Below are 20,977 nucleotides of genomic sequence, written 5' to 3' on the forward strand. Positions count from 1 at the left end.
GGGTCGGGTAACCCGGATGATCTTCCGCATGCCGTCGTCCGTCACACCAGAAACGATCGTTTTGGCGTCACTGGCCCGGTGGCTCCTTATGAGGCGCCACAAACGATCTTCGGAAACCCCTCTCGGCAGGGATTTTCGGCGCACCACGTCAAGAGGCGTTGTGTCCGTGATCGCTTAGACAGAACTAGCTGACAGCTGGAGGTGTGGGTGGCGTTCAGCTCTCGTCTGCGCTGCTGGGCTGATGTTCCACCGCTGGCGCGCGTCCTTCTTGGTACACGGAGGGTTCGGGTTCGGGGTGTCGTCGCCCCTGGACGACGAATAGCGCGATGCCGAGGGCGACGACGACGACGGATGCCCAGACGTTCGCGGGGATGCCGAACAGGGCGTCGCTGGTGGGGTCGATCCTGATGGCCTCGAGCCAGCTGCGTCCGAGGCCGTACCAGATCATATAGAGGGCGAAGGTTCGTCCCCACCGGAACCGGTATCTGCGCTCGAGGAGGAGGATGATCGCCACGCCGATCAGGTTCCAGATGATCTCGTACAGGAACAGCGGGTGGAACAGCGTTCCGGCCGGGAGGCCGTCCGGGAACATGGTGTCCGTCGGCAGGATCTCGAGCCCCCACGGCAGCGTGGTGGGCAGCCCGAAGAGTTCGTGGTTGAAGTAGTTGCCGATCCGACCCATGGACTGCGCGATGAGCATCGCGGGCGCGAGAGCGTCGGCGAAGGACCACAGCCGGATACCGGTTCGTCGGCAGCCGATGTACGCACCGACAGCGCCGCCCAGGAGGGACCCGTAGAGGGCGTTGCCGCCGTCCCAGATGGCGAAGATGTTCCCGAGGTTCGCGCCCGGATAGAAGTAGTCCCCGACGTGGGTGAACACGTGATAGAACCGGGCTCCGATGATGCCGATCGGGACAGCCCAGATGACGATGTCGACAACCACGCCGTCCTCCGCGCCTCGTGCCGACAGGCGTCGTTGGGTGATGATCACGGCGGCGATGATCCCGGCGATGATGCACAGCGCGTAGGTGTGGATTGTGAGCGGCCCGAGGGTGAACTGTGCCCACGACGGTGGGGGGCTGGGAAGACTCGTCAAAAGCACGAAGCACCGCTCCTCATCTGGCATCACTGTGAATGCTTCAACACATCATTGTTCAGCGCCGGTCCCATGCGAACAGCGCCCTGGGAAGACTAACGGTGTTCGACACGGGAATCGTCGAACTCCTCCCAGGTCACCAGGCGAGGGCCCCGAGGAGCGGGCCTGACCGGTTCAGGCCAGGGAGAGGAAGAGCTTCTCCAACTCGGCGGGGGAGGTGACGTCGTCGGCGTCCGGATCGGTGAGGCATTCCCGCAGCGCGGTCGAGATCACGAGGAATCCGGCCCGGTCGAGGGCCTTCGAGACGGCGGAGAGCTGCTGCACGACGTCGCGGCAGTGCGCGTCGTCCTCGACGGCCGTAATGACCGCCGCCAGCTGGCCCTGAGCTCGCTTGAGGCGGTTGACGACTTTGCGCTTGGCTTCGGGGTCGTGGACGAGCGGGTCGCCGGTGACGAGGGTGTCGGTCATGGGTGGTCCTTCCGTCGAGTTGACAACCACTATACCCCCTGGGGTATCGTATTCACATGAACTGATACTCCCCGGGGTATCGCCGAGCAAGGAGATCAGCGTATGTGCAGAGCAACGAAGTGCCACACCTGTGGAAAGACGACCTGGACCGGGTGCGGTCAGCACGTCGCATCCGTGCGGAAATCCGTGCCCGCATCCGACTGGTGCAATGGCAGCCATACCCGTGCCGAAGTCCAGGCCGCCCAGTCTCAGCGGGGTGGCTTCTTCGCCCGCCTGTTCGGACGGTGATCGGCGATGGCAACTGTTGAACTGACCACCGGGAACTTCGAACAGCTCACCCACGCCGAGGGCATCGCGCTGATCGACTTCTGGGCTGAGTGGTGTGGACCCTGCCGGGCCTTCGCCCCGGTATTCGATGCAGCATCCGACAGGCACCCCGACATCCTCTTCGGGAAGGTCGACACCGAGGCCGAGACCGCTCTGGCCTCCGCCCACCGCATCACCTCGATTCCGACCCTGATGGTCGTCCGCGACGGCGTCCTGGTCTACCGGCAGCCGGGAGCTCTTGCCGAACCGCAGCTCGAGCTGCTCATCGAGAAGGCCCGCGAACTGGACATGGACGACGTCCGCCGCCAGCTCGCCAACACCGCTACCCCCTGAAAGGACCTGGCACCATGTGCGCACGAATCACCTGCTCCTCCTGCGGCAAGCCCACCTGGGACGGCTGCGGCCAGCACATCGAACAAGCCCTCGCGGGCGTCCCCGTATCCCAGCGCTGCACTTGCACGCACTGACCCAGAAGAAAGCGACGGAGACCCTTATGCTCCTCGAACGCCTCTACGACGACGACCTCGCCCACGCCAGCTACATCATCGGCTGCCAGCGCACCGGTGAAGCGATCGTCGTCGACCCGCGCCGCGACATCCAGGTCTACCTCGACCTCGCCGCGAAGAACAGCATGACCATCACCGCGGTCACCGAGACCCACATCCACGCCGACTACCTCTCCGGCACCCGCGAGCTCGCAGCCCGTACCGGGGCGACGATGTATGTCTCCGGCGAGGGCGGCCCGGACTGGCAGTACGGTGTCGGGTTCCAAGACGCCACCCGGATAATGCACGGTCACCGCATCACGGTCGGCAACATCACGGTCGAGGCGGTCCACACTCCCGGGCACACCCCCGAGCACCTGTCCTTCCTCGTCATCGACGGCGCCACGACCTCCGAGCCGGGCTATGTCCTCACCGGTGACTTCGTGTTCGTCGGGGACGTCGGACGCCCGGACCTGCTGGACGAGGCCGCAGGCGGCATCGACACCCGCTTCGACGGCGCACGGGATCTATTCGCGAGCCTCCGCGACCACTTCCTCACCCTGCCCGACTACGTGCAGGTGCTCCCCGCGCACGGGTCGGGGTCCGCCTGCGGCAAGGCGCTCGGCGCCGTCCCAAGCTCGACAGTCGGATACGAGCGGCGTTTCGCCTGGTGGGCTCCCTACCTCGAGGCCGGCGATGAGCAGGGATTCATCGACACGCTGTTGAACGATCAGCCCGACGCACACGCCTACTTCGCACGAATGAAGCGGCAGAACCGCGTCGGACCGGCCGTGCTGGGCGAACTTCCTCCGCTCCTCGAGCGCAGCGTCTTCGATCTTGACGCCGACATCGACGCCGACCGGGTCATCATGGTCGACACCCGCCACCACTCCCTCGTGCACGAGGGCACTGTTCAGGGCGCGCTGAACGTGCCCGGAGTCGCGAAAGCAGCCAGCTACGGCGCCTGGGTCTACGACCCCGACACCGAGACGCGGCCGCTCGTCCTCATCATCGACTCGGGGGACGCCGCGGCCCGGTTCCGGGATCATCTGCTGCGGGTCGGCATCGATCAGGTCGACGGGTTCATCACCACACTCGATGGCCTCCCCACGGTGCAGCCCAAGACGATCGCCCCCACCGACCTGGACCAGGTCGACGCGGCGCTCCTCCTCGACGTGCGAAACCGTACCGAGTACAACGCCGGGCACATCCCCGGCGCCGCGCAGCTCTCCGGTGGTCGGGCCCTCTGGCACACCGACGAACTGCCCGCCGGCAAGATCCTCACCTACTGCCAGAGCGGCGTCCGCAACAGCGTCGCCGCCAGCGCCCTGCGCCGGGCCGGCCTCGACGTCATCGAGATCGAAGGCAGCTACAACGCCTGGCTCGCCGCGACGCCGTCTCGGCCGACGGCCGCCTGAGCGGCCGAGGAGCTCGAGTGGACACCTCCATCATCCTCGCGATGACTCTCGCGGCCCTTGTCGGTGTCGCACTCGGGCTCCTCGGCGGCGGGGGCTCCATCCTCACTTTCCCCATCTTCTCCCTCGTCCTGGGCATCGGAACGAGGGAGACGATCGTCTCCTCTCTCTTCGTCGTCGCTATCACCAGCGCCGTCTCCGCCGCCTTCCGTGTGCGCCGACGCGAGGTGCGCTGGAAAGTCGCCGGCGTCTTCGCGGCGACCGGCTTGATCGGGGGAATCGGTGGCGGGATGGTTGGTCAGCTGCTACCAGAAACCGTGCTCACCGTTCTGTTCGCGGCGATCATGATCGTCACAGCGATCGCCATGATGCGGCCGCGACGAGGACGCGCGGCGCGCCCTCCGACGCGGCCGGTCGTCCGTGGAATCCGAACGACAGCTACGGGACTCGGCGTGGGAGTCCTCACAGGGGCACTGGGAGCAGGCGGCGGGTTCCTCATCGTCCCCGCCCTCACCTTCCTCGGCCAGCCCATCGCCGCTGCAGTGGGGACATCGCTGCTAGTCGTCGCCGTGAACTCGTCCGCCGGCTTCCTCACCCAGATCACGACCGTGGCCATCCACTGGCCCATCGTCCTCACCTTCACCGCGCTCGCCGTCGCTGGATCCTTCATCGGTCTGGCACTGTCGCATCGCCTCCCGGCTGCCGGCATCCGGACCGGGTTCGGGGTTCTGGTGCTGGCCGTGGGGCTGACCATGCTCGCCACCCTCATCATTCAGACGCTCTCCGCCTGACCACCACCAGAAAGAAGCCCATGCCTCACGCGACCGACACCGCGCCCCGCACCGGGGAACACGTCGACGGATACGAGGTGCCCGTCCTCGACGAGCACGCCGTCCGCATCGCCGCCGGCATCCTCCTCGCCATAGGCATCACCGCCCTTACCATCACGCTCGCCTCCGACAGCATCAGGCCGCTGCAGATGTTCGGCATGTTCTTCCTCCTCGACATGACGACGCGCGTACTCATCAGCGACCGGCTGTCCCTCACTCTCGCCCTCGGCCGTGCTCTGACACGCCGCCGCCGTCGGCACTGGGTGGGCGCGCCGCAGAAGGTCTTCGCCTGGTGGCTCGCCCTCGGTCTCGCTGCTATCTCGTGCGTGACGATGAGCGCTGGAATGGTCCCGCTACCCGTGACTCTCGGGCTCTGCGGAGTCTGCTTCACGGTCCTGCTCCTAGAAGCCACCCTCGGGTGGTGCGCGGGATGTGCCCTGCACCAACGCTTCAGTAGGCAGCCCACCCGCCACTGCGCCAACGGCGCCTGCGACCGCTGACACTCTCGCTCCCTCACAACGAAAGGACGCACATGGGCCGCCTAACCCTCACCACCCTCGCCGTCATCACCGCACTCACGCTCACCTCCTGCGCCAGCACACCCACACCACAGGCTGACCTCGGCCCCGACGCGGTCATCATCGACGTGCGCACCCCCGCCGAGCGCGCCACCGGCCACCTCGACGGCGCCCTCCTGCTCGACGTCACGGGCGGCGACCTCCAAGCTGCGCTGCCGGACCTTGACCCCGAAGCCACCTACCTCGTCTACTGCCGTTCAGGTAACCGGGCAGGAGTCGCCATCGACCTGATGAAGCAGGCCGGCTTCACCGACCTCCTCAACCTCGGCTCCCTGGAAGACGCCGCCGCCACGACAGGCCTCCCCGTCGTGCAGCCCTGAGACGTACGTGCTCGCCCCCACGAGCACGTACCTGCGTGCACAGCACGCCACCGCATCGCTCGAGCACTGCCTCGCGATGCACAGTCGGGGCGGGGTCGCCAGATGCCCGCCCCGACTGTTCAAACCTGCTCGCCTTAGCCCACCGAAAACGATCGTTTACGGTGAGGTCAGGTGTCGTGCGCTTTCGAGGGTGCCACTAACGTTCGCCGGAAGCGCGTTTCGGCAGGCGCTTTCGGCAGCTCCCGTTGATCGCCGGCGGACGGAAAAAGTCGATGCCTACCCGTCGAACACCTCACCACTAGCAAATGCGGCATCCTCGGCTAAGAGTTCCACGAGGGGTGTTGGACACTTCGTGAGGATGTCTCGTTCTGCTGACGGCATTGGCTGCGAGCGAAAATCGGCCCTCACGTCGTAGCAGGTGTAAACCTCGCTTGGCCCGTTGTAGGCATAGCCATCATCGGTCGGGATGGCCGGTCGTGGTCCTGAGGCGATGAACACCGAGACGTGAGCGAAGGCATCCGTCGAAGAGATGTTGTAGAGGACGATGCCACCCTGCTCGATCTCGAACTCAGCCGCTGAGAGGGCGTCGCCATCCCACCGTGCGCCAGGAAGGGTGTCGAGGTAAGCCGTCGGACCATCAACTGGGGGACTGTAGAGACGCTGGGATAGAGGATCTTCGAAGGATGCGACTTGTCGCCAGAGCACACCATCTATTCCGCTGGGATAGCCATGGTATTCGACAGCGCATCCTGTGAATGTTGTCGTCGCCACGATTGCGCAGAGGAACATCGCGCCCGCTCTGCCCTTCCGCCTCATCTCCACGCTCTCACTCTCTCACTCCGAAGCTCGAGAAATGTCGGAGATGTGGTTCAACGGGATCCCCCGGAGAATAGCCGCGATCGCAGCCGAAATCGATCGTTTACGGCGCGATCCTGGCGTGTGCAACGGAAGGCCTGCCGAAAACGCGCGGCGTAACCACCAAGCGGCAGAGGTTTTCGGCTGAGCGTGCGGGTGACAGCGACGCTAGGAGCTCGCCACTAGTCAGCGTCGGGAGCTACGTTAACGTCCCAACCGCCTAACGAGTCAGGCAGCGAGCTCGTCCAGCGCAGCATGTCTTGCCAGGGAAGAGGGGTCGCATGTACGACGCTGGGCTTTCCCGCGCATAGGTCGTACCCCCATTGGAACGCTGCAATCGGCGTGATCACTCGCGGTTCGTAAACAGAGAACCGGACAAGATATGAATGGGCGCGCCATTGAAGGTCTGGCGCGTTGGGATTCGCGGGGGCGTCAAACAGCGTCGGCAGAAACCCAAGCGAACTGAAAGGACCCTGCTGGTTCAGGCTCGGCATATTGTCCAAGAACGCTGTCGAGGGCGATTCATCTGCGGGGGTCATCTCCACGAACTGAACCCAGGCGAACACAGCGTTGTAGCCGGAGCCGGCATGCTCAACGGTTGCCGTCATGATCGGGTAGCCGATGAGCCGTTCGTGTGGCACATCGTTCAGAAGGGCGTTCAGCCCAGTCTGCGAAATGTTCGTGCTCGTCACCGTGTCTACAGTGACGACGCCTGCAAACCCCTTCGACTCGAACGGGATGCGCAACACCTGACCCGTGCTCATCCTCTGAGCCTACGGTGGGTCTCATCTGACGAAGGGCATACTCCGTAGTTGTGGAGTGCCGAAAACGATCGTTTACGGCGTGATTTCGTATTCTGCTCTGCGAGGGGTGCCGCAAACGTGCACCGGAAGCCGGTTTCGGCAGACTGTTTCGGCGCGCTGGAGGGCCGAGCCTCGCGCTCGATGCCGAGCTTGAGGGTCGAGGAGCGGCGGCGTCGGTGGATGACGAAGAAGGGGCGACCCGAGGCCGCCCCTTCTTCTTGCGTGAATCGTGACTCAGTGCCCGGCGCCGAGGTTTCCGGTGAGGCGGCCGTGGAACGCTGCTGCGGTGTCGTTCAGGCCTTGGATGGTGACGGTCTTCCCGTGGTTTTCGTACTTGGTGACGATGGCGTCGAGGGCGGCCACGGTGGAAGCGTCCCAGACGTGGGAGTGACTCATGTCGATGACTACCGTGTCGGGGTCGTCGCCGTACTCGAACTGGGTGGTGAGGTCGTTGCTGGAGGCGAAGAAGAGTTCTCCATCGACGGCGTAATGCGCTGTGTCGCCGTCGTCACTGAGGGTGCGGGTGACGCTGACGAAGTGTGCGACGCGTCGGGCGAACATGATCATCGCGGCCACGACTCCGAGGATGACGCCAACGGCGAGGTTGTGGGTCCAGACGGTGGCGATGACGGTGATGAGCATGACGGCGGTCTCGCTCTTCGGCATGCGCTTGAGCGTGCTCAGGCGGATGCTGTGCCAGTCGAAAGTCGCAATCGAGACGAGGATCATGACGGCGACGAGCGCTGCCATGGGAATGATCGCCACCACGTCGCCGAGCGCGAGCACGAGGACCAGCAGGAAGACGCCGGCGAGGAAGGTCGAGATCCGGGTGCGTGCGCCGGAGGCTTTGACGTTGATCATGGTCTGGCCGATCATCGCGCAGCCACCCATGCCGCCGAACGCGCCGGAGAGAACGTTCGCGGCGCCCTGTCCAAGTGCCTCGCGGGTCTTGCGGGAGTGGGTGTCGGTGATGTCGTCAACGAGCTTCGCGGTCATGAGCGACTCGAGCAGGCCGACCACGGCCATAGCCAGCGCGTAGGGAGCGATGATCTGCAGCGTCTCGAAGGTGAGCGGCACATTCGGAATGAACAGCGCCGGCAAGCTCTCGGGAAGTTCTCCCTGATCGCCCACGTTCGGCACGTTCCACGCGAAGACCACGACTGCCGCGGTGAGCAGCACGATCGCGACGAGTGGCGCCGGGATCACCTTCGTGATCCGCGGCATGAGATACATCACCAGCAGGCCGACCGCGACGAGCGGGTAGACCAGCCAGGGAACGCCGATGAGCTGCGGAAACTGCGAAGTGAAGATCAAGATCGCCAGAGCGTTCACGAACCCGACCATCACCGAGCGCGGGATGAACCGCATCAGCTTGGCGACCCCGAGCAACGCGAGGACGATCTGGATGAGTCCACCGAGCAGGACCGTGGCGATGAAGTAGTCCATGCCGTACTCACGAGCGACGGGCGCGATGACGAGCGCGATTGCTCCGGTGGCCGCGGTGATCATGGCAGGGCGTCCGCCGAGGAACGCGATCGCGACGGCCATGATGAAGGACGAGAACAGGCCGACTCGGGGGTCGACGCCCGCGATGATCGAGAACGCGATCGCCTCCGGGATCAGGGCAAGGGCGACGACGAGGCCCGCGAGGACTTCACGGGTCAAAAGGCGCGGGCTGCGCAGCGCCTGCATGACGGTGGGTTCGATGCGGTAACGCGACGCGGAGTCGCGGGTGGGGGTGACGGCAGTCATGTGCCCTCCGGGTGCTGGGCTCTCTCGTGAGAGCGCGGGAAACGAATGGGAGCGCAGCGGTGCGCAGGCGTCGGTCAGGCCGACACGGAAAGATAAGGGGAGCGGGCGCGAGAGCCGCGCTGATCTAGACTCTAACGTAACGTGAGTGTTGTGGGGAAATCAGTGGAAGACGAACACAGGACCGTCGAGACGATGCGGATCGGCGAAGTGGCCGAGCGCACGGCGCTCTCGTTCCGCTCGCTTCGACACTGGGACGACGTGGGGCTCGTGCAGCCGTCCGCGCGCACGGAGGGCGGGTTCCGGCTTTACACCGAGAAAGATGTCGATCGCATCCTCATCATCCGCAGAATGAAACCGTTGGGATACACCCTCGACGAGATGCGCGAACTCCTCGACGTCGTCGACGCCCTCACCGTCGACCCGAGCGACGTGGCGTTGCGCGCCCGGATCGATGACATCCGCGACGGCGCCGACCAGCGTCGCCAGAAACTCACGGAGCAGCTCGCCATGGCCGACGAGTTCGTGCAACTGCTCGGTCAGCTCTAAAGAGAGACGGATGCACCGCGTTGGAGGCCTCGGCCCATAGTCGATCGGTCTGCCGAAAACGATCGTTTCCGGCAGCCCCCTCCCAGGCCGCCGGCCGACCACACGACACGCCGGCCGTGCGCCGACCGAAACCCCCTGCCGGAACCTGCCGCGCCGAAACCGTCCGCTCGACGTTTTAGGCAGGACGGGTTGAGACGCGATTACCGACAAGTTTCGTGAGACAACGGGCGCTTTCGGCGCCGCATCAGCCACCCGTCTTTCCGGGGCTGCTCTGTCTCACCAGCCGACAACTTTCGTGAGATCGGACAACGATGGTCCGCGCATCGCCTCAGCCGATCACATCGCGGCGTCGCAGCGCCCAGGCGCTTCCGGCGACGAATGCGACGTTCACCGCCCAGAGCGCCACGGTGCCGCGGGGATCGAACCCCTCCGCGAGCGGAGCCTGGTGGAACGCCCAGGAGTACGGTGAGATCGCCCGGAGCCACTCGGCGTTCTCCACCTGGTTCGCGATCGCGTTGAAGGCGTACCCGGCGACGGCGATTCCCGCGCCCCCTGCGACAGCCCAGGAAGTGCGACCGAAGAGAGCGCCCAGCAGGAGCGCGGCGCTCCCCGAGAGCATCGTGAGGCCGACGAAGACGACGGTGGTGTCGATGATGCGGATCGGATCGATGTCGAGCTGTGCCGAGTCGTTGAGCAGGGCGACGACAGCGCCCGCGAACACGCCCAGCCACGCGAGCCGGGCGAGGATGGCGAAGGCGGACGCGATCGCGTATCCGACCCGTCCCACACCGTGAGCCAGGTCGAGTTCGAGGCGCCCTGACGCCTCCGCGCCGGCGATGGCGCCCGCTCCCCAGGACGTGCCTGCGATGGTCAGGAGGAGGAAGCCGATGAGGCCGTAGAAGGTTCCCTGGGCGTAGCCCGCCCCGGTGCCGATCTGGTCGTAGCCGAGTGCTCCCACGAGCTCCGGGGGCAGGCTGTCGATGATCTGCTGCATCTGCCCGTTGCCGCCGATGCTCGGGAACAGGGGCAGGTACAGGAACAGCACTGCCGCGACGCCGATGGTCCAGCCCACCGTTCCGCGCCAGGTTTCGCGGAGAGCGCGCCGGAAGATGGGAAGCGCGTCACGCATCGCCCTCACCCGCCTCGAGACGCGAGGAGTCACCGTAGAGCCGCAGGACCGATTCCTCCAGGTCTGGTTCCTCGATCGCGAGGTCGAGGACGTGGTGCTGCGCCAGCACCTTCACCAGCGGGTCGATGGCACCTTCGACGGTGGCATTCACCTGCACGATGTCCGTCTCGCCGCGGACGTCGAGCTCGGAGATCTGCGGCAGTGCACCGAGTTGCTCCCGGATCAGGGTCGCTGCCGTCGTATCGAGACCGACGCGTACGCGCCGGATCGCGCCGAGTCTGAGTGAGGCCACATCACCCTCCGCCACGACCCTCCCTCGACTGAGGACGGCGACGATGTCGGCCGTCTGCTGGATCTCACTCAGCACATGGGAGCTCAGCAGCACGGTCTGGCCGCGATCTCTGGCTTCGGTGACGAGGTGGAGGAACTCTCTCTGGACGAGCGGGTCGAGCCCGCTGGTCGGCTCGTCCAGCACGAGCAACGGCGGTTCGTGCATGAAGGCTTGGACGATCCCGAGCTTCTGCTTGTTGCCCTTCGAGAGCGCGCGCACCGGTCGACTCAGATCGAGGTCGAGTCGGTCCGCGAGGCGGTCGATCGTGCCGGGGTTCACCGGGCCGGACACCTCGGCGTAGAAGTCGAGCATGCGGCGTCCCGTCGTGCGGTCGTCGAGTCGGAGCTCGCCGGGGATGAAGCCGATGCGTCGTCGGAGGGCCGGGCCGCCGCGGCGCGGGTCTTCGCCCAGGACGCGGATAGCGCCCGATGTGGGGCGGATGATGTCGAGGATCATGCGCAGCGTGGTGGTCTTTCCTGCGCCGTTAGGGCCGATGAGCCCGAACACGGTGCCGGGATCGACGCGGAGATCGATGGAGTCGACCGCTGTGTGCCGACCGTACTGTTTGCGAAGGTGAGTGAGCTCGATGGCAGGGGTCATGGCCCTGCTCCTTTCGGAGGGTGAAGGGGACCAGGTTCGGAGATCTCGTCAGCGGGGAGGATCCGGGTCCTGATTCGGGTCGTTCTCGCCCTTGTCCGAGGAGGGCCCGCTGCTTCTGGCGAGCGCTTCCTTCGCGGCGACGAGCAGATGGTCGTCGGCGTAGAGCCCGTGCGTGTAGAGCTCCAGCACGGGAATGGTCGACCGTTCCAGCAGCGATGTCGTCAGCGTGCTCTCTCCGAAGGCGCGCGCGAGGTGCCGCCGCAGGATGACGGGACCGAGACCGTAGAGGGTCATATACACGGCAGTGGCTTCCAGGTCGGACTGCTCGCGCATCGTGCCCGCGGCGATCTGTTCGCGCAGCATGTCTCTGGTGCTGGCGAGGAACATGTCGAAGAGATGGTCGGACGCGGCGGAGTCGTCGAGAAGCATCCGGGCGAGGTAGTCCAGTGCGACATTGCGACCCTCTAACGAGTCCAATGCCTCCCGCATCAGGCGCGCGGCGTCGGCACCCGTCATGCCGTCTCGCTCGGCGAGGAAAGTGCTCACGACGTGCGCGTCGCACACGTCGCGCAGTCCTTCCTTGCTTCCGAAGTGGTGCAGGATCAGCGCCGGGCTCACGCCCGCATCCTGCGCGATCTGCCGCAGACTCGTGCCGTCGAATCCGCGCTCGCTGAACCGGACGATCGCGGCGTCGCGAATGCGCGCCCTGGTGGTGAGGTCGTCGGCTCCTGAACGCATAGTCAGCATGCTAAACGAGCGTTCAGTCCGGGACAAGGGTCAGGGTCATCTCCGTTCCGTCGGTCTCGCAGACTGAGCGTCTGAGGCGGCGATGGATGTGGTCATCGCCGACGCGACGCGGGGAGATCGATCGGTCCCGTGACCGACAACTCGTCCTCCCAGACCTCGATCCCGCTGACCTCCGGAAGACGTGCCCTCGTGAAGACCGGGTCCAGCCCTTCTCGTCGTTGCTGGGTGTAGTCCTTCAGCAGCTTGAAGGCGATTCCGGACAGCAGCGCGATCGCGACGAGGTTGACGAGGGCCATGAATCCCATCGCGCCGTCGGCGAAGTTCCACACGACATCGGCGGAGACGAGGGCCCCAGCGAACACTGCGGCGATCGCGAAGAGACGATAGCCGAGCAGGACTCCGGTGCGGGAGGTGATGAACTCCACGTTGGTCTGCCCGTAGTAGTAGTTGCCGAGGATCGAGCTGAACGCGAGCAGGAAGATGATGACGATCAGGAGGATGTTCGACCAGGTGCCCAGCGCGCTGACGACCGCGCCCTGCGTCAGCCCGATGCCGCGTTCGGCGCCGGCCAGGTCTGGAACCGAGACCAGGATGATGAACGCGGTGATCGAGCAGACGAGGAAGGTGTCGAAGTACACGCCCAGCGTCTGCACGAGACCTTGTTTGACCGGGTGTGTCACCGCCGCGCTCGCTCCTGCGTTGGGGGCCGACCCCAGTCCGGCTTCGTTGGAGAACATCCCCCTCTTGACGCCGGTGAGGATGATGTAGCCGAGCGCTGCGCCGACGACCTCGTTCGGGCCGAAGGCTTCGAGGAAGATCGTGGCGAAGACTCCGGGAAGGCGCTCGATGTGCATCGCGACGATCACCACGCCGAGAAGCAGATACAGCAGTGCCATGATCGGGACCAGCGTCTGGGTGACGGAGGCGATGCGGCGCACGCCCCCGAAGATGACGAGCCCCATGAGCAGTGCGAGTGCGCCGCCGGTGACCCACGGCAGCCAGGCAGCAGACTCTCCGCCGAGGCTGCCCGCGATCGTCGCCTGGATGGTGTTCGCCTGCAACGAGCTGAAAGCGATGGGGAAGCAGATGATGAGGATGACGGCGAAAAGCACGCCCATCCATCGCGCTCCGAGTCCGCGTTGCATGTAGTAGGCGGGGCCGCCGATGAACCCGTCCCTATCGCGCCTCTTGTACAGCTGTGCCAGCGAGGACTCGATGAACGCGGACGCTCCACCGATGAATGCCATCAGCCACATCCAGAAGACCGCGCCGGGACCGCCGATCGCGATCGCGGTTCCCACTCCCGCGATGTTGCCGACGCCCACTCGTGAAGCGGCGGAGATGGTGAATGCCTGAAAGGAGGAGACCGATTGAGGCTCGCCGGTCTCCGTGCGGGGCGTTCGATCCTTCAGAGTGCGGAACATCTCCGGAATCAAACGGAACTGCACGACGCCCGAGCGAATCGTGAAGTAGAGCCCGAGGAGGACGACGATCGGAAGGACGATCCATGTCCACAGGTTGTCGCCCCAGGTCAGCAGCCACTCGTTAACAGCATCCATCCGCACAGTATGGCGACGTCGACGCCGGCTCACCAGGCTGAGAAAAATCCAGGAGCTGAGAAGCTGCCGGGGCCGCCGGTGTCTGCCCGCCCTGCGGAAGACGAGGAAGGCCCCGATCGGGCGGATACTGGAAGGGACGGTATCGAGAGCCCCCGCCTCCGCACCGCGCGGCAGACCTCTCGACGCCAGGAAGAAGATGCTCATGAAAGCTCTCCGCTACGTCGAGATCGGCAAGCCCCCGGTGGTGGTCGACATCCCGATTCCGAAGCCCGGCCCCGGCCAGGTCCTGCTCAAGATCACCGCGGGTGGTGTCTGCCACTCCGACGACTACGTCATGGGGCTCCCCGAGAAGGACTACCACGAGCAGGGTTACCCGCTGCCGCTGACGCTCGGGCACGAAGGCGCTGGCATCGTGCACGAGATCGGCGAGGGCGTCGACTCGACGCTCAAGGTCGGGGATGCCGTGGCCGTCTACGGTCCGTGGGGCTGTGGTCGCTGCCACAACTGCTCGATGGGCAAGGAGAACTACTGCACGAACGCCGCCGCCGAGGGCATCCGTCCTCCGGGGCTGGGCAGCCAGGGCTCGATGGCCGAGTACATGATCGTCGACGACGCGCGCCACCTCGTGCCGCTCGGTGACCTCGACCCCGTGCAGAACGTCTCGCTGACCGACGCGGGTCTCACCCCGTACCACGCGATCAAGAACTCGCTTCCGAAGCTCGGCGCCGGCACGTTCGCCGTCGTGATCGGCACCGGCGGTCTCGGCCACGTCGGCATCCAGATCCTCAAGGCCATCTCGGGGGCCACGGTCATCGCCCTCGACGTGAACGACGAGAAGCTGAAGCTCGCCACCGAGGTGGGCGCCGATCACGTGCTGATCAGCGATGCATCGGCCGCCGAGAAGATCCGCGAGCTCACCGGCGGTCTCGGCGCGAACGCGGTGTTCGACTTCGTGGGCGCGAACCCGACGATCGCCCTGGCCCAGAGCGTGGCCGCGCTCGAAGCCGACATCACCATCGTGGGCATCGGCGGGGGCAGCATGACGCTCGGGTTCGGCTCGATCGCCTACGACGCCGCCGTGCGCATTCCCTACTGGGGCTCACGCGCCGAACTGATCGAGGTGCTGGACCTCGCCCGCGCCGGGAAGATCCACGTCCAGACCGAGAGCTACACGCTCGACGACGGCCCGAAGGCGTACGAGGACCTCGCGTCGAACAGTATCCGCGGACGCGCCGTCATCGTCCCTTGACGCCGGCAGGGGAGCGCCCGGGAGGACTCACCTCCCGGGCGTTCTTCTTCTGGTTGCGCCTCCGCAGACCATTCCCCGCACGTCCTTCGATGCTCGGCGCGTCGCGTGGTAGATACTCAATTGACTTGAATATCATGTCGACATGACTACGAGAGAGATGCGTGAGCCGACGTTCCTGATTCTGACCGCACTCGCCGGAGGGCGAAAGCACGGTTACGCGCTCATCGCCGAAGCAGACGAGCTCTCGGCGCACCGCGTTCAGCTCAAGGTGGGCACTCTCTACGCAGCGTTGGATCGTCTGGGAGCTGAAGGGCTGGTGAGGGCGGCGGGGGACGAGGTGATCGATGGTCGTGTCCGTCGCTACTACGAGCTGACGGACGAGGGGGCGGCGGCGTTGGCTGCCGCCGCAGAGCGATCCGCCCGGATTGCGGCCGAGGCTCAAACGAGGTTGAAACGAGCCCGTCCGGCGTTCGGCATGACCGTGAGCGTCGCATGACCGCGCTCGATCCCCAGCGATTCCGACGCGCTTTCCTGCTGCATCCGCGAGCGTGGCGCGAACAGAATGAAGCGGCGGCGGTAGGCGTGCTCATGGATGCCGCGGAGTCCTCGGGTGAGGCGCGGCTGCCGTTCGCAGAGCGACTGAGTATTTACTTCCACGCGGGGTCTGCGTGGCTTGAGTATGCCCTTGGCCCCGCGCGCAACGCGACCGCCTCGCTCGGACTGGGCACCGGCATCGCCGTAGCTGCTGTCTACCTGGCGGCCTTCGTGGTGGCCCCCGTAGCGGCGCAGGAGTTCGTCCCCGCGAGCATGGCGCTCGTCGGCGTGGCACTCGTCGTCCCGTGGGTCGCTGCGGGGTTCCTGGCGATGTCCGGATATGGGCGCGCAAGTCGGTGGGCTGTTGTGGCCGCAGCGCTCGCATGTCTCGCGGTCGGCACGGCGCGTCTCTGGCTGCCGCATTTGCCTCTTCCGTCAACGATGACCCTGTTGTTCTTCGCCCTGTCGGCTGTCGTCGCTCTGCTGGGCCGTCCCCGAGCGTCGGTTACCTGGGGAGCACTGATCGGGGTCGGGCTCTTCGTCGCGGCGATCGCGCTGGCGTCCGGGTTGTTCGGGAGTTTCACCGATTGGCGCCTGTGGGTGCAGTCGTCCTACTTCTTGATCTTCGTCCTGAGCGCCTGGTTCGTCGGTCTTCTCACGGCTGCCGCTTGTGGGCACGAGTCTGTCGCGCTGGCGGGCATGGTTTACGCCGCTCCCTGGGCGATCCTGATGGTCGCTGGGGCAGGGAGGGGTGGCGCCCCCGCGTGGGCCCTGTTTCTGATCGTTCTCATCTGGCTGTGTGCATCCGTCGCAGTAGCCGTTACCGTGCGTGTTCGGGGTTCGCGTCTGCGACGTCGCACGTACGTCCGTTGATCTGAGCTGCGGCACGTCGGAAGTCAGACCGCAGCCATCCTGGTGAGGCCAGGGAGGAGTCGCGGCGGCTGGCCCTCAGGCGCGGCGTCGCCGGTCGGCGAGGAGGGCGAGCGCCGCGTCGATCGCACTCGCCGCGGCGTCGGGGGCCACGCGGACGAGGGCGAATGCGGAGACCACCAGACCCGTAGAGGCGTCCGCCAGGGTCGCGACTTCCGTTCCCGCGAGCTCGGGGAGGGCGGCCCGGACGCCGCGGGCGAACGCCGCACGGAGCTCCGCGCGATAGGAGGCGACGACCCGGGCGACCGCGTCGTCGGTGCCGATGGGGGCGGCGGCGGTGTTGACCAGCAGGCAGCCGCTCGTCGCCGGGAGGCTGCCTGCTGTCAGCAGTGCCGTACGCAGTCCGCCGAGGTAGGTCTCCAGAGCCTCCGGCGCCACGCTCTCACCCGTCAACGGGGCGAGGCGCGGGCGGATCACCTCGTCCAGATAGCTCTCGACGGCGGCGTCGAAGAGTCCGCGCTTGGAACCGAAGGCGTGATAGATGCTGGAACGACTGAGGCCGGTCGCGCGCTCGAGCTCCGGCAAGGGAGCGCTCTCGAAGCCGCGCTCCCAGAACACGCCGCGTGCCGCGCGGACCGCTTCCGCGGTGTCGAAGGTCTGTGTGCGCCCCATTCGCCGTGCTCCTGCCCCTTTTGTGAATCGCTCGATCCAGTATATATTGGAACGACCGATACAGAATGCGCGGCCTCGCCGCGTCGAAGGGGGACTGTCATGGTCATCGCCGGACTCGTGCTCGCAGGCATCGCAGCACTCGTGCACGTCTACATCTTCTGGCTCGAGTCGTTCGCCTGGACGAGCGCGCGCGCTCGCCGCACGTTCGGCACGGGCACGGCGGAGGAGGCCGCGCGACAAAAGGAGCTCGCGTTCAACCAGGGCTTCTACAACCTGTTCCTCGCGGTCGCCGTCCTCCTCGGCATCGTCCTCTTCGCCACGGGAGCGACGGCCGTCGGCGCGACTCTCGTCTTCACCGGCGCCGGATCGATGGTCGCCGCGAGCCTCGTGCTGCTGCTGTCGAGCCCCGACAAGGCGTCCGCCGCCCTGAAGCAGGGCGTCATCCCGGCGCTCGGCGTCATCGCGCTCGCCATCGGCCTCCTCGTCTGAGTCCGGCCGCAGCACCCCTAGATCCTCACGAAGGAGAGAAATGTCCCACGCCATCAGCACGCAGATCCAGCTCGCCCGCCGCCCCGAGGGGTGGCCGACCCACGACGACTTCCGCACCGTCGAGGTGGAGCTGAGCGATCCGGCGCCGGGGGAGGTGCGCGTGGCGAACGAGTTCGTCTCCGTCGACCCCTATATGCGCGGGCGGATGAACGACGTCCGCAGCTACGTCGCCCCCTACGCCCTCGACGAAGTCATCGCCGGTGGCGCCATCGGCCGGGTCGTCGCCTCTGCGGCGGACGACCTCCCCGTCGGCACCGTTGTGCTGCACCAGCACGGCTGGAGCGATGTCGTGCAGGCGGACGCGTCGACCTTCCGGGCCGTGCCCGAGGTGCCCGGCATGCCGCTGTCGCTGCGCCTGTACATCCTCGGCATGACCGGCCTCACCGCGTACGTCGGGCTCACCGCGATCGCCGGACTCGCCCCGGGCGACACCGTCTTCGTCTCCGGCGCCGCCGGTGCCGTCGGCACGGCTGTCGGTCAGATCGCCAAGCTCCTCGGCGCGGGCCGCGTGATCGGCTCGGCGGGCTCGCCCGAGAAGGTCGCCCTGCTGACCGAGAAGTACGGCTACGACGCGGCGTTCAACTACAAGGACGGCCCGGTGCGCGAGCAGCTCGCCGCCCTCGCGCCCGAGGGCGTGGACGTGTTCTTCGACAACGTCGGCGGCGACCACCTCGAAGCCGCGCTCGACGTGATGAACGACGGCGGTCGGATCGCGCTGTGCGGCGCCATCACGAGCTACAACACCACCGAGCCGGTGCCCGGCCCCGACAACATGGCGAACATCATCACGCGCGGTCTCCGTCTCCAGGGATTCACCCTCGCGAACTACCTGCACCTGTCGCCGGAGTTCAGCGAGAAGATGACCCGCTGGTTCGCAGAAGGGCGGATCGCGTACGACGAGACCATCGTCGACGGCATCGAGAACACGGTCGACGCGTTCCTCGACATGATGCGCGGAGCCAACACGGGGAAGATGCTCGTGCGGGTCGCACCCTCCGCCTGACGTCGGAGCGGGCCGCCCGCGCATTTGAGATATATTGCTTGAGACGTAGAACTTCACTCTCCATGACCCCCACTGGAGGCAGTGTGACACTCTCTGGCGGCCCCCTCGAACGCCGGTCGATGAGCGACGAGGCTTTCGTGCGCCTGCAGGATGCCATCATCAGCGGCGAACTCCAGCCCGGCGAGCGCCTGCGCGATTACGAACTCGCCGAACGCCTCGGCACCTCGAAGACGCCGATCCGTCATGCCCTCGACCGCCTGGCCGACAACGGCCTCGTCGAGATGCAGCGGAACCGGTACACCCGCGTGGCCCCGATCGATCTGGAGCGCGTGCGGAACGCGGTCGACCTGTTCGGCGACATCTGGATCGGCTCGGTCCGTCACGTCATGCCGGTCATCCAGGACGACGATGTGGCCTACCTCGTCGAGCTGGCCGACGACATGGCGGCGTCGGTGCAGGAGCGGGACATCATCGCGTTCGGGGCGGCGCTCCGCAGCGCGGCGACGGGCTTCGCCCGGATCGAGGGCAACGCCACGCGCGCCAACTCCATCGAGCGCCTCGGGCCGCAGATCCGTCGCTTCACCCAGCATGCGAAGGACGCCGTGGACTGGTCCGCCGTCGAGGAGTTCGTCGGCGCGATCCGCGAGGCGACGTCCGAACGGGACGCAGTCAAGACCCGGGCCGTCCTGGTGAGCTTCTTCGACGAGACGCTCCCCGCGATCATCGATCGGGCCGAGCAATCGGGGCTGGCCGAGATCACGGAGTGATCCGCCGCTGACGAACGAGGGCGACCGCACACCGCGGTCGCCCTCGTCGCGTCCCGGGGCTACGGCGTGAGGCGATGGACGTCGCGCGGGAACAGCGTCACCTCACGCACGTTGGTCGCCTCGACCAGTCGGCCGACCCAGCGCTCCAGTCCGATCGCGAAGCCGCCGTGCGGAGGCATCCCGTGCGCGAACGCCTCGAGGTAGCCGGCGTACGCCGAGGGCAACTCGCCCCGAGCTTCGATCGCCGCGATGACCTCGCTGTGCCGATGCAGCCGCTGTCCGCCGGTCACGAGCTCCAGACCGCGGAACAGGAGGTCGAAGCTGTTGCTCCCCTCCGTGTCGTCGGGCTGCGGATGCGTGTAGAACGGGCGCTTGCGCATCGGGTATCCCTCGACGGCCAGCACGTCGCTGCCGAACTCTTCCTTCGCCCACGCCCCGAGCGTCCGCTCGTGTGCGGGGGACAGGTCGGGCTCGTCGGCCGGAGCACCGACCCGGCGCAGCGCATCCCGGAAGTGCACGACGGGGATGTCCTCGGGGATGACGGGGAGCGTCACGTCGAGCAGCGCGAGTTCCTCCGCGGCGTCGGTACGGATGCCGTCGAGCATGCCGCGCAGCACGTGGCCGAGGAGGCGCAGGATGTCGCGGTGGTCGTGGATGAACCCGAACTCGACGTCCAGCGACACGTATTCCGAGAGGTGCCGCACGGTGTCGTGCGGCTCGGCGCGGAAGACGGGACCCACCTCATAGACGCGCTCGAACACCCCCACCAGCTGCTGCTTGTAGAACTGCGGACTCTGCGCGAGATATCCGGTCCTGCCGAAGTAGTCGACCGGGAACACGTTCGCTCCCGACTCCGTCACGGTGTCGACGATCTTCGGGGTCTGCACCTCGGTGAAGTCCGCGGCGTCGAGCACCCGGCGGAACGCGCGCACGCTCGCCGCGGCGATCTGCCAGGTCGCGCGGCGTGCCGGATGGCGCCAGGTCACCGCGGCGTGATCGAGCAGCGTCGGCAGGCTCGTTTCGAGTGTCGGACGCCACAGTTCCACGACCGGCGGTGCGGCCGGCTCCGACAGGCTCTCGATCTGCGGGTCGACGATCTCGACGCCGCCGGGGGCCTGCGGGTTCGCGGCGACGGTCCCCGTCACGCGGACGACCGTCTCCTCCGGAGGGAGCCCGCCGGCCGGAGCCTGCGCGGGGCGGACGACGACCTGTGCGAGTCCGGAACGGTCGCGGATGATCAGGAACGCGACGGTGGCGAGCTCCCTCCGGCGGTGGACATGGCCGAGCAGCGTGACGCGGTGGTCGGGGGCGGCCTCGGCGAGCTCCGCGGCGAGCGTGCGGGCGGGGTCGGGTGATCTCATTTCTCCTCCAGGTTGTGGGAGCCCTGGAGGTGTGGGCGGGGGCCAGATCGCGGTGCCACCACACCTTCGCCGGTGAGAAGCCGGCCTCTCGTCGGTACGCCGGACGCGCGGGGACCGCCTGCCCGGAGGCC

Annotated in this window: 25 protein-coding genes; 14 read left to right on the forward strand and 11 right to left on the reverse strand. The window is 66.6% G+C overall.

Annotation, left to right across the window (positions count from 1 at the left end; translation table 11 throughout):
- Window positions 1–214 precede the first annotated feature (214 nt).
- Together lgt and AC3B5L_RS03435 are read right to left on the reverse strand one after the other, a co-directional pair.
- A complete protein-coding gene (gene lgt, locus AC3B5L_RS03430; RefSeq protein WP_042538259.1) occupies window positions 215–1,126 on the reverse strand; it encodes a prolipoprotein diacylglyceryl transferase in 912 nt (303 codons plus the stop codon).
- 144 nt (window positions 1,127–1,270) lie between these two features.
- A complete protein-coding gene (locus AC3B5L_RS03435; protein ID WP_042538258.1) occupies window positions 1,271–1,564 on the reverse strand; it encodes a metal-sensitive transcriptional regulator in 294 nt (97 codons plus the stop codon).
- A gap of 102 nt (window positions 1,565–1,666) precedes the next feature.
- Between AC3B5L_RS03435 and AC3B5L_RS03440 the strand changes: the two genes are divergently transcribed.
- Genes AC3B5L_RS03440 through AC3B5L_RS03470 form a run of 7 tightly spaced genes read left to right on the forward strand, consistent with a single transcriptional unit; the run spans window position 1,667 to window position 5,519 of the window.
- The gene (locus tag AC3B5L_RS03440) at window positions 1,667–1,852 is read left to right on the forward strand and encodes a DUF8730 family Cys-rich protein (protein WP_074731942.1); all 186 of its coding nucleotides are present in this window, start codon (window positions 1,667–1,669) and stop codon (window positions 1,850–1,852) included.
- Between the two features lie 6 nt (window positions 1,853–1,858).
- Window positions 1,859–2,224, forward strand: a complete 366-nt coding sequence (locus AC3B5L_RS03445) for a thioredoxin family protein (RefSeq protein WP_042538256.1) — start codon at window positions 1,859–1,861, stop codon at window positions 2,222–2,224.
- A gap of 14 nt (window positions 2,225–2,238) precedes the next feature.
- Entirely contained in the window at window positions 2,239–2,358 is a 120-nt protein-coding gene (locus AC3B5L_RS03450) for a DUF8730 family Cys-rich protein (protein WP_488181021.1), read from the forward strand.
- 26 nt (window positions 2,359–2,384) lie between these two features.
- Complete coding sequence (locus AC3B5L_RS03455) at window positions 2,385–3,794, forward strand: MBL fold metallo-hydrolase (protein WP_042538252.1); 1,410 nt, start codon at window positions 2,385–2,387, stop codon at window positions 3,792–3,794.
- A 17-nt stretch (window positions 3,795–3,811) separates the two neighbouring features.
- Complete coding sequence (locus AC3B5L_RS03460; protein WP_136057005.1) at window positions 3,812–4,582, forward strand: sulfite exporter TauE/SafE family protein; 771 nt, start codon at window positions 3,812–3,814, stop codon at window positions 4,580–4,582.
- Window positions 4,583–4,602: 20 nt separating this feature from the next.
- Window positions 4,603–5,121 (forward strand): DUF4395 domain-containing protein, encoded by a 519-nt coding sequence (locus AC3B5L_RS03465; RefSeq protein ID WP_042538248.1) that lies wholly within the window; start codon window positions 4,603–4,605, stop codon window positions 5,119–5,121.
- 32 nt (window positions 5,122–5,153) lie between these two features.
- A complete protein-coding gene (locus AC3B5L_RS03470; RefSeq protein WP_042538246.1) occupies window positions 5,154–5,519 on the forward strand; it encodes a rhodanese-like domain-containing protein in 366 nt (121 codons plus the stop codon).
- A gap of 276 nt (window positions 5,520–5,795) precedes the next feature.
- Here the strand turns inward: AC3B5L_RS03470 and AC3B5L_RS03475 are convergent, their stop codons facing one another.
- The 3 genes from AC3B5L_RS03475 to AC3B5L_RS03485 all read right to left on the reverse strand — a co-directional run bounded on the left by AC3B5L_RS03475 (window position 5,796) and on the right by AC3B5L_RS03485 (window position 8,929).
- Window positions 5,796–6,341: a hypothetical protein gene (locus AC3B5L_RS03475; protein ID WP_136057006.1), complete on the reverse strand. Its 546-nt coding sequence runs from the start codon at window positions 6,339–6,341 to the stop codon at window positions 5,796–5,798.
- A 215-nt stretch (window positions 6,342–6,556) separates the two neighbouring features.
- Entirely contained in the window at window positions 6,557–7,138 is a 582-nt protein-coding gene (locus AC3B5L_RS03480; protein ID WP_042538244.1) for a hypothetical protein, read from the reverse strand.
- A gap of 273 nt (window positions 7,139–7,411) precedes the next feature.
- On the reverse strand, window positions 7,412–8,929 hold the full coding sequence (locus AC3B5L_RS03485) for a SulP family inorganic anion transporter (protein WP_042538242.1): 1,518 nt from the start codon (window positions 8,927–8,929) through the stop codon (window positions 7,412–7,414).
- A 192-nt stretch (window positions 8,930–9,121) separates the two neighbouring features.
- Here AC3B5L_RS03485 and AC3B5L_RS03490 point away from each other — a divergent pair, with 192 nt between their 5' ends.
- The gene (locus AC3B5L_RS03490) at window positions 9,122–9,475 is read left to right on the forward strand and encodes a MerR family transcriptional regulator (RefSeq protein WP_042538356.1); all 354 of its coding nucleotides are present in this window, start codon (window positions 9,122–9,124) and stop codon (window positions 9,473–9,475) included.
- A 328-nt stretch (window positions 9,476–9,803) separates the two neighbouring features.
- Here the strand turns inward: AC3B5L_RS03490 and AC3B5L_RS03495 are convergent, their stop codons facing one another.
- From AC3B5L_RS03495 to AC3B5L_RS03510, 4 genes are all read right to left on the reverse strand, one after another.
- On the reverse strand, window positions 9,804–10,604 hold the full coding sequence (locus tag AC3B5L_RS03495) for an ABC transporter permease subunit (RefSeq protein ID WP_259953498.1): 801 nt from the start codon (window positions 10,602–10,604) through the stop codon (window positions 9,804–9,806).
- A complete protein-coding gene (locus tag AC3B5L_RS03500; RefSeq protein ID WP_259953496.1) occupies window positions 10,597–11,535 on the reverse strand; it encodes an ABC transporter ATP-binding protein in 939 nt (312 codons plus the stop codon). The genes AC3B5L_RS03495 and AC3B5L_RS03500 overlap by 8 nt, the downstream gene beginning before the upstream one ends.
- A 48-nt stretch (window positions 11,536–11,583) precedes the next feature.
- Window positions 11,584–12,273 carry a TetR/AcrR family transcriptional regulator gene (locus AC3B5L_RS03505; RefSeq protein ID WP_259953495.1) on the reverse strand — a complete coding sequence of 230 codons (690 nt, stop codon included), beginning with the start codon at window positions 12,271–12,273 and terminating at the stop codon, window positions 11,584–11,586.
- A 101-nt stretch (window positions 12,274–12,374) separates the two neighbouring features.
- Entirely contained in the window at window positions 12,375–13,841 is a 1,467-nt protein-coding gene (locus AC3B5L_RS03510; protein WP_259953493.1) for an alanine/glycine:cation symporter family protein, read from the reverse strand.
- 202 nt (window positions 13,842–14,043) lie between these two features.
- Here AC3B5L_RS03510 and AC3B5L_RS03515 point away from each other — a divergent pair, with 202 nt between their 5' ends.
- From AC3B5L_RS03515 to AC3B5L_RS03525, 3 genes are all read left to right on the forward strand, one after another.
- The gene (locus tag AC3B5L_RS03515) at window positions 14,044–15,090 is read left to right on the forward strand and encodes an NAD(P)-dependent alcohol dehydrogenase (RefSeq protein WP_259953491.1); all 1,047 of its coding nucleotides are present in this window, start codon (window positions 14,044–14,046) and stop codon (window positions 15,088–15,090) included.
- A 142-nt stretch (window positions 15,091–15,232) separates the two neighbouring features.
- The gene (locus AC3B5L_RS03520) at window positions 15,233–15,586 is read left to right on the forward strand and encodes a PadR family transcriptional regulator (RefSeq protein ID WP_259953489.1); all 354 of its coding nucleotides are present in this window, start codon (window positions 15,233–15,235) and stop codon (window positions 15,584–15,586) included.
- Window positions 15,583–16,497 (forward strand): hypothetical protein, encoded by a 915-nt coding sequence (locus AC3B5L_RS03525; protein WP_259953487.1) that lies wholly within the window; start codon window positions 15,583–15,585, stop codon window positions 16,495–16,497. Before AC3B5L_RS03520 ends, AC3B5L_RS03525 begins: the two co-directional genes overlap by 4 nt.
- Window positions 16,498–16,572: 75 nt before the next feature.
- On the opposite strand, the gene AC3B5L_RS03530 is transcribed toward AC3B5L_RS03525, so the two are convergent.
- Window positions 16,573–17,166, reverse strand: coding sequence for a TetR/AcrR family transcriptional regulator (locus AC3B5L_RS03530; protein WP_259953485.1), 594 nt, complete (start codon window positions 17,164–17,166; stop codon window positions 16,573–16,575).
- Between the two features lie 99 nt (window positions 17,167–17,265).
- On the opposite strand from AC3B5L_RS03530, the gene AC3B5L_RS03535 reads away from it, so the two are divergent.
- The 3 genes from AC3B5L_RS03535 (at window position 17,266) to AC3B5L_RS03545 (ending at window position 19,485) form a co-directional block, all read left to right on the forward strand.
- A complete protein-coding gene (locus AC3B5L_RS03535; protein ID WP_187663270.1) occupies window positions 17,266–17,655 on the forward strand; it encodes a DUF1304 domain-containing protein in 390 nt (129 codons plus the stop codon).
- Window positions 17,656–17,695: 40 nt separating this feature from the next.
- Window positions 17,696–18,718: an NADP-dependent oxidoreductase gene (locus AC3B5L_RS03540; RefSeq protein ID WP_490096215.1), complete on the forward strand. Its 1,023-nt coding sequence runs from the start codon at window positions 17,696–17,698 to the stop codon at window positions 18,716–18,718.
- A 119-nt stretch (window positions 18,719–18,837) separates the two neighbouring features.
- A complete protein-coding gene (locus AC3B5L_RS03545; protein WP_187663272.1) occupies window positions 18,838–19,485 on the forward strand; it encodes a GntR family transcriptional regulator in 648 nt (215 codons plus the stop codon).
- Window positions 19,486–19,544: 59 nt separating this feature from the next.
- On the opposite strand, the gene aspS is transcribed toward AC3B5L_RS03545, so the two are convergent.
- On the reverse strand, window positions 19,545–20,846 hold the full coding sequence (aspS, locus tag AC3B5L_RS03550; protein ID WP_259953482.1) for an aspartate--tRNA(Asn) ligase: 1,302 nt from the start codon (window positions 20,844–20,846) through the stop codon (window positions 19,545–19,547).
- Window positions 20,847–20,977: the final 131 nt, after the last annotated feature.

It is taken from the genome of Microbacterium sp. C-MGS6 (assembly GCF_058140415.1).

Excerpts from the sequence above, each read along its gene's own strand:
- lgt (WP_042538259.1), bottom strand. The coding sequence starts at position 1,126 with ATGCCAGATGAGGAGCGGTGCTTCGTGCTTTTGACGAGTCTTCCCAGC.
- AC3B5L_RS03435 (WP_042538258.1), bottom strand. The coding sequence starts at position 1,564 with ATGACCGACACCCTCGTCACCGGCGACCCGCTCGTCCACGACCCCGAA.
- AC3B5L_RS03440 (WP_074731942.1), top strand. The coding sequence starts at position 1,667 with ATGTGCAGAGCAACGAAGTGCCACACCTGTGGAAAGACGACCTGGACC.
- AC3B5L_RS03445 (WP_042538256.1), top strand. The coding sequence starts at position 1,859 with ATGGCAACTGTTGAACTGACCACCGGGAACTTCGAACAGCTCACCCAC.
- AC3B5L_RS03450 (WP_488181021.1), top strand. The coding sequence starts at position 2,239 with ATGTGCGCACGAATCACCTGCTCCTCCTGCGGCAAGCCCACCTGGGAC.
- AC3B5L_RS03455 (WP_042538252.1), top strand. The coding sequence starts at position 2,385 with ATGCTCCTCGAACGCCTCTACGACGACGACCTCGCCCACGCCAGCTAC.
- AC3B5L_RS03465 (WP_042538248.1), top strand. The coding sequence starts at position 4,603 with ATGCCTCACGCGACCGACACCGCGCCCCGCACCGGGGAACACGTCGAC.
- AC3B5L_RS03470 (WP_042538246.1), top strand. The coding sequence starts at position 5,154 with ATGGGCCGCCTAACCCTCACCACCCTCGCCGTCATCACCGCACTCACG.
- AC3B5L_RS03480 (WP_042538244.1), bottom strand. The coding sequence starts at position 7,138 with ATGAGCACGGGTCAGGTGTTGCGCATCCCGTTCGAGTCGAAGGGGTTT.
- AC3B5L_RS03485 (WP_042538242.1), bottom strand. The coding sequence starts at position 8,929 with ATGACTGCCGTCACCCCCACCCGCGACTCCGCGTCGCGTTACCGCATC.
- AC3B5L_RS03490 (WP_042538356.1), top strand. The coding sequence starts at position 9,122 with ATGCGGATCGGCGAAGTGGCCGAGCGCACGGCGCTCTCGTTCCGCTCG.
- AC3B5L_RS03495 (WP_259953498.1), bottom strand. The coding sequence starts at position 10,604 with ATGCGTGACGCGCTTCCCATCTTCCGGCGCGCTCTCCGCGAAACCTGG.
- AC3B5L_RS03500 (WP_259953496.1), bottom strand. The coding sequence starts at position 11,535 with ATGACCCCTGCCATCGAGCTCACTCACCTTCGCAAACAGTACGGTCGG.
- AC3B5L_RS03505 (WP_259953495.1), bottom strand. The coding sequence starts at position 12,273 with ATGCGTTCAGGAGCCGACGACCTCACCACCAGGGCGCGCATTCGCGAC.
- AC3B5L_RS03510 (WP_259953493.1), bottom strand. The coding sequence starts at position 13,841 with ATGGATGCTGTTAACGAGTGGCTGCTGACCTGGGGCGACAACCTGTGG.
- AC3B5L_RS03515 (WP_259953491.1), top strand. The coding sequence starts at position 14,044 with ATGAAAGCTCTCCGCTACGTCGAGATCGGCAAGCCCCCGGTGGTGGTC.
- AC3B5L_RS03520 (WP_259953489.1), top strand. The coding sequence starts at position 15,233 with ATGACTACGAGAGAGATGCGTGAGCCGACGTTCCTGATTCTGACCGCA.
- AC3B5L_RS03525 (WP_259953487.1), top strand. The coding sequence starts at position 15,583 with ATGACCGCGCTCGATCCCCAGCGATTCCGACGCGCTTTCCTGCTGCAT.
- AC3B5L_RS03530 (WP_259953485.1), bottom strand. The coding sequence starts at position 17,166 with ATGGGGCGCACACAGACCTTCGACACCGCGGAAGCGGTCCGCGCGGCA.
- AC3B5L_RS03535 (WP_187663270.1), top strand. The coding sequence starts at position 17,266 with ATGGTCATCGCCGGACTCGTGCTCGCAGGCATCGCAGCACTCGTGCAC.
- AC3B5L_RS03540 (WP_490096215.1), top strand. The coding sequence starts at position 17,696 with ATGTCCCACGCCATCAGCACGCAGATCCAGCTCGCCCGCCGCCCCGAG.
- AC3B5L_RS03545 (WP_187663272.1), top strand. The coding sequence starts at position 18,838 with ATGAGCGACGAGGCTTTCGTGCGCCTGCAGGATGCCATCATCAGCGGC.
- aspS (WP_259953482.1), bottom strand. The coding sequence starts at position 20,846 with ATGAGATCACCCGACCCCGCCCGCACGCTCGCCGCGGAGCTCGCCGAG.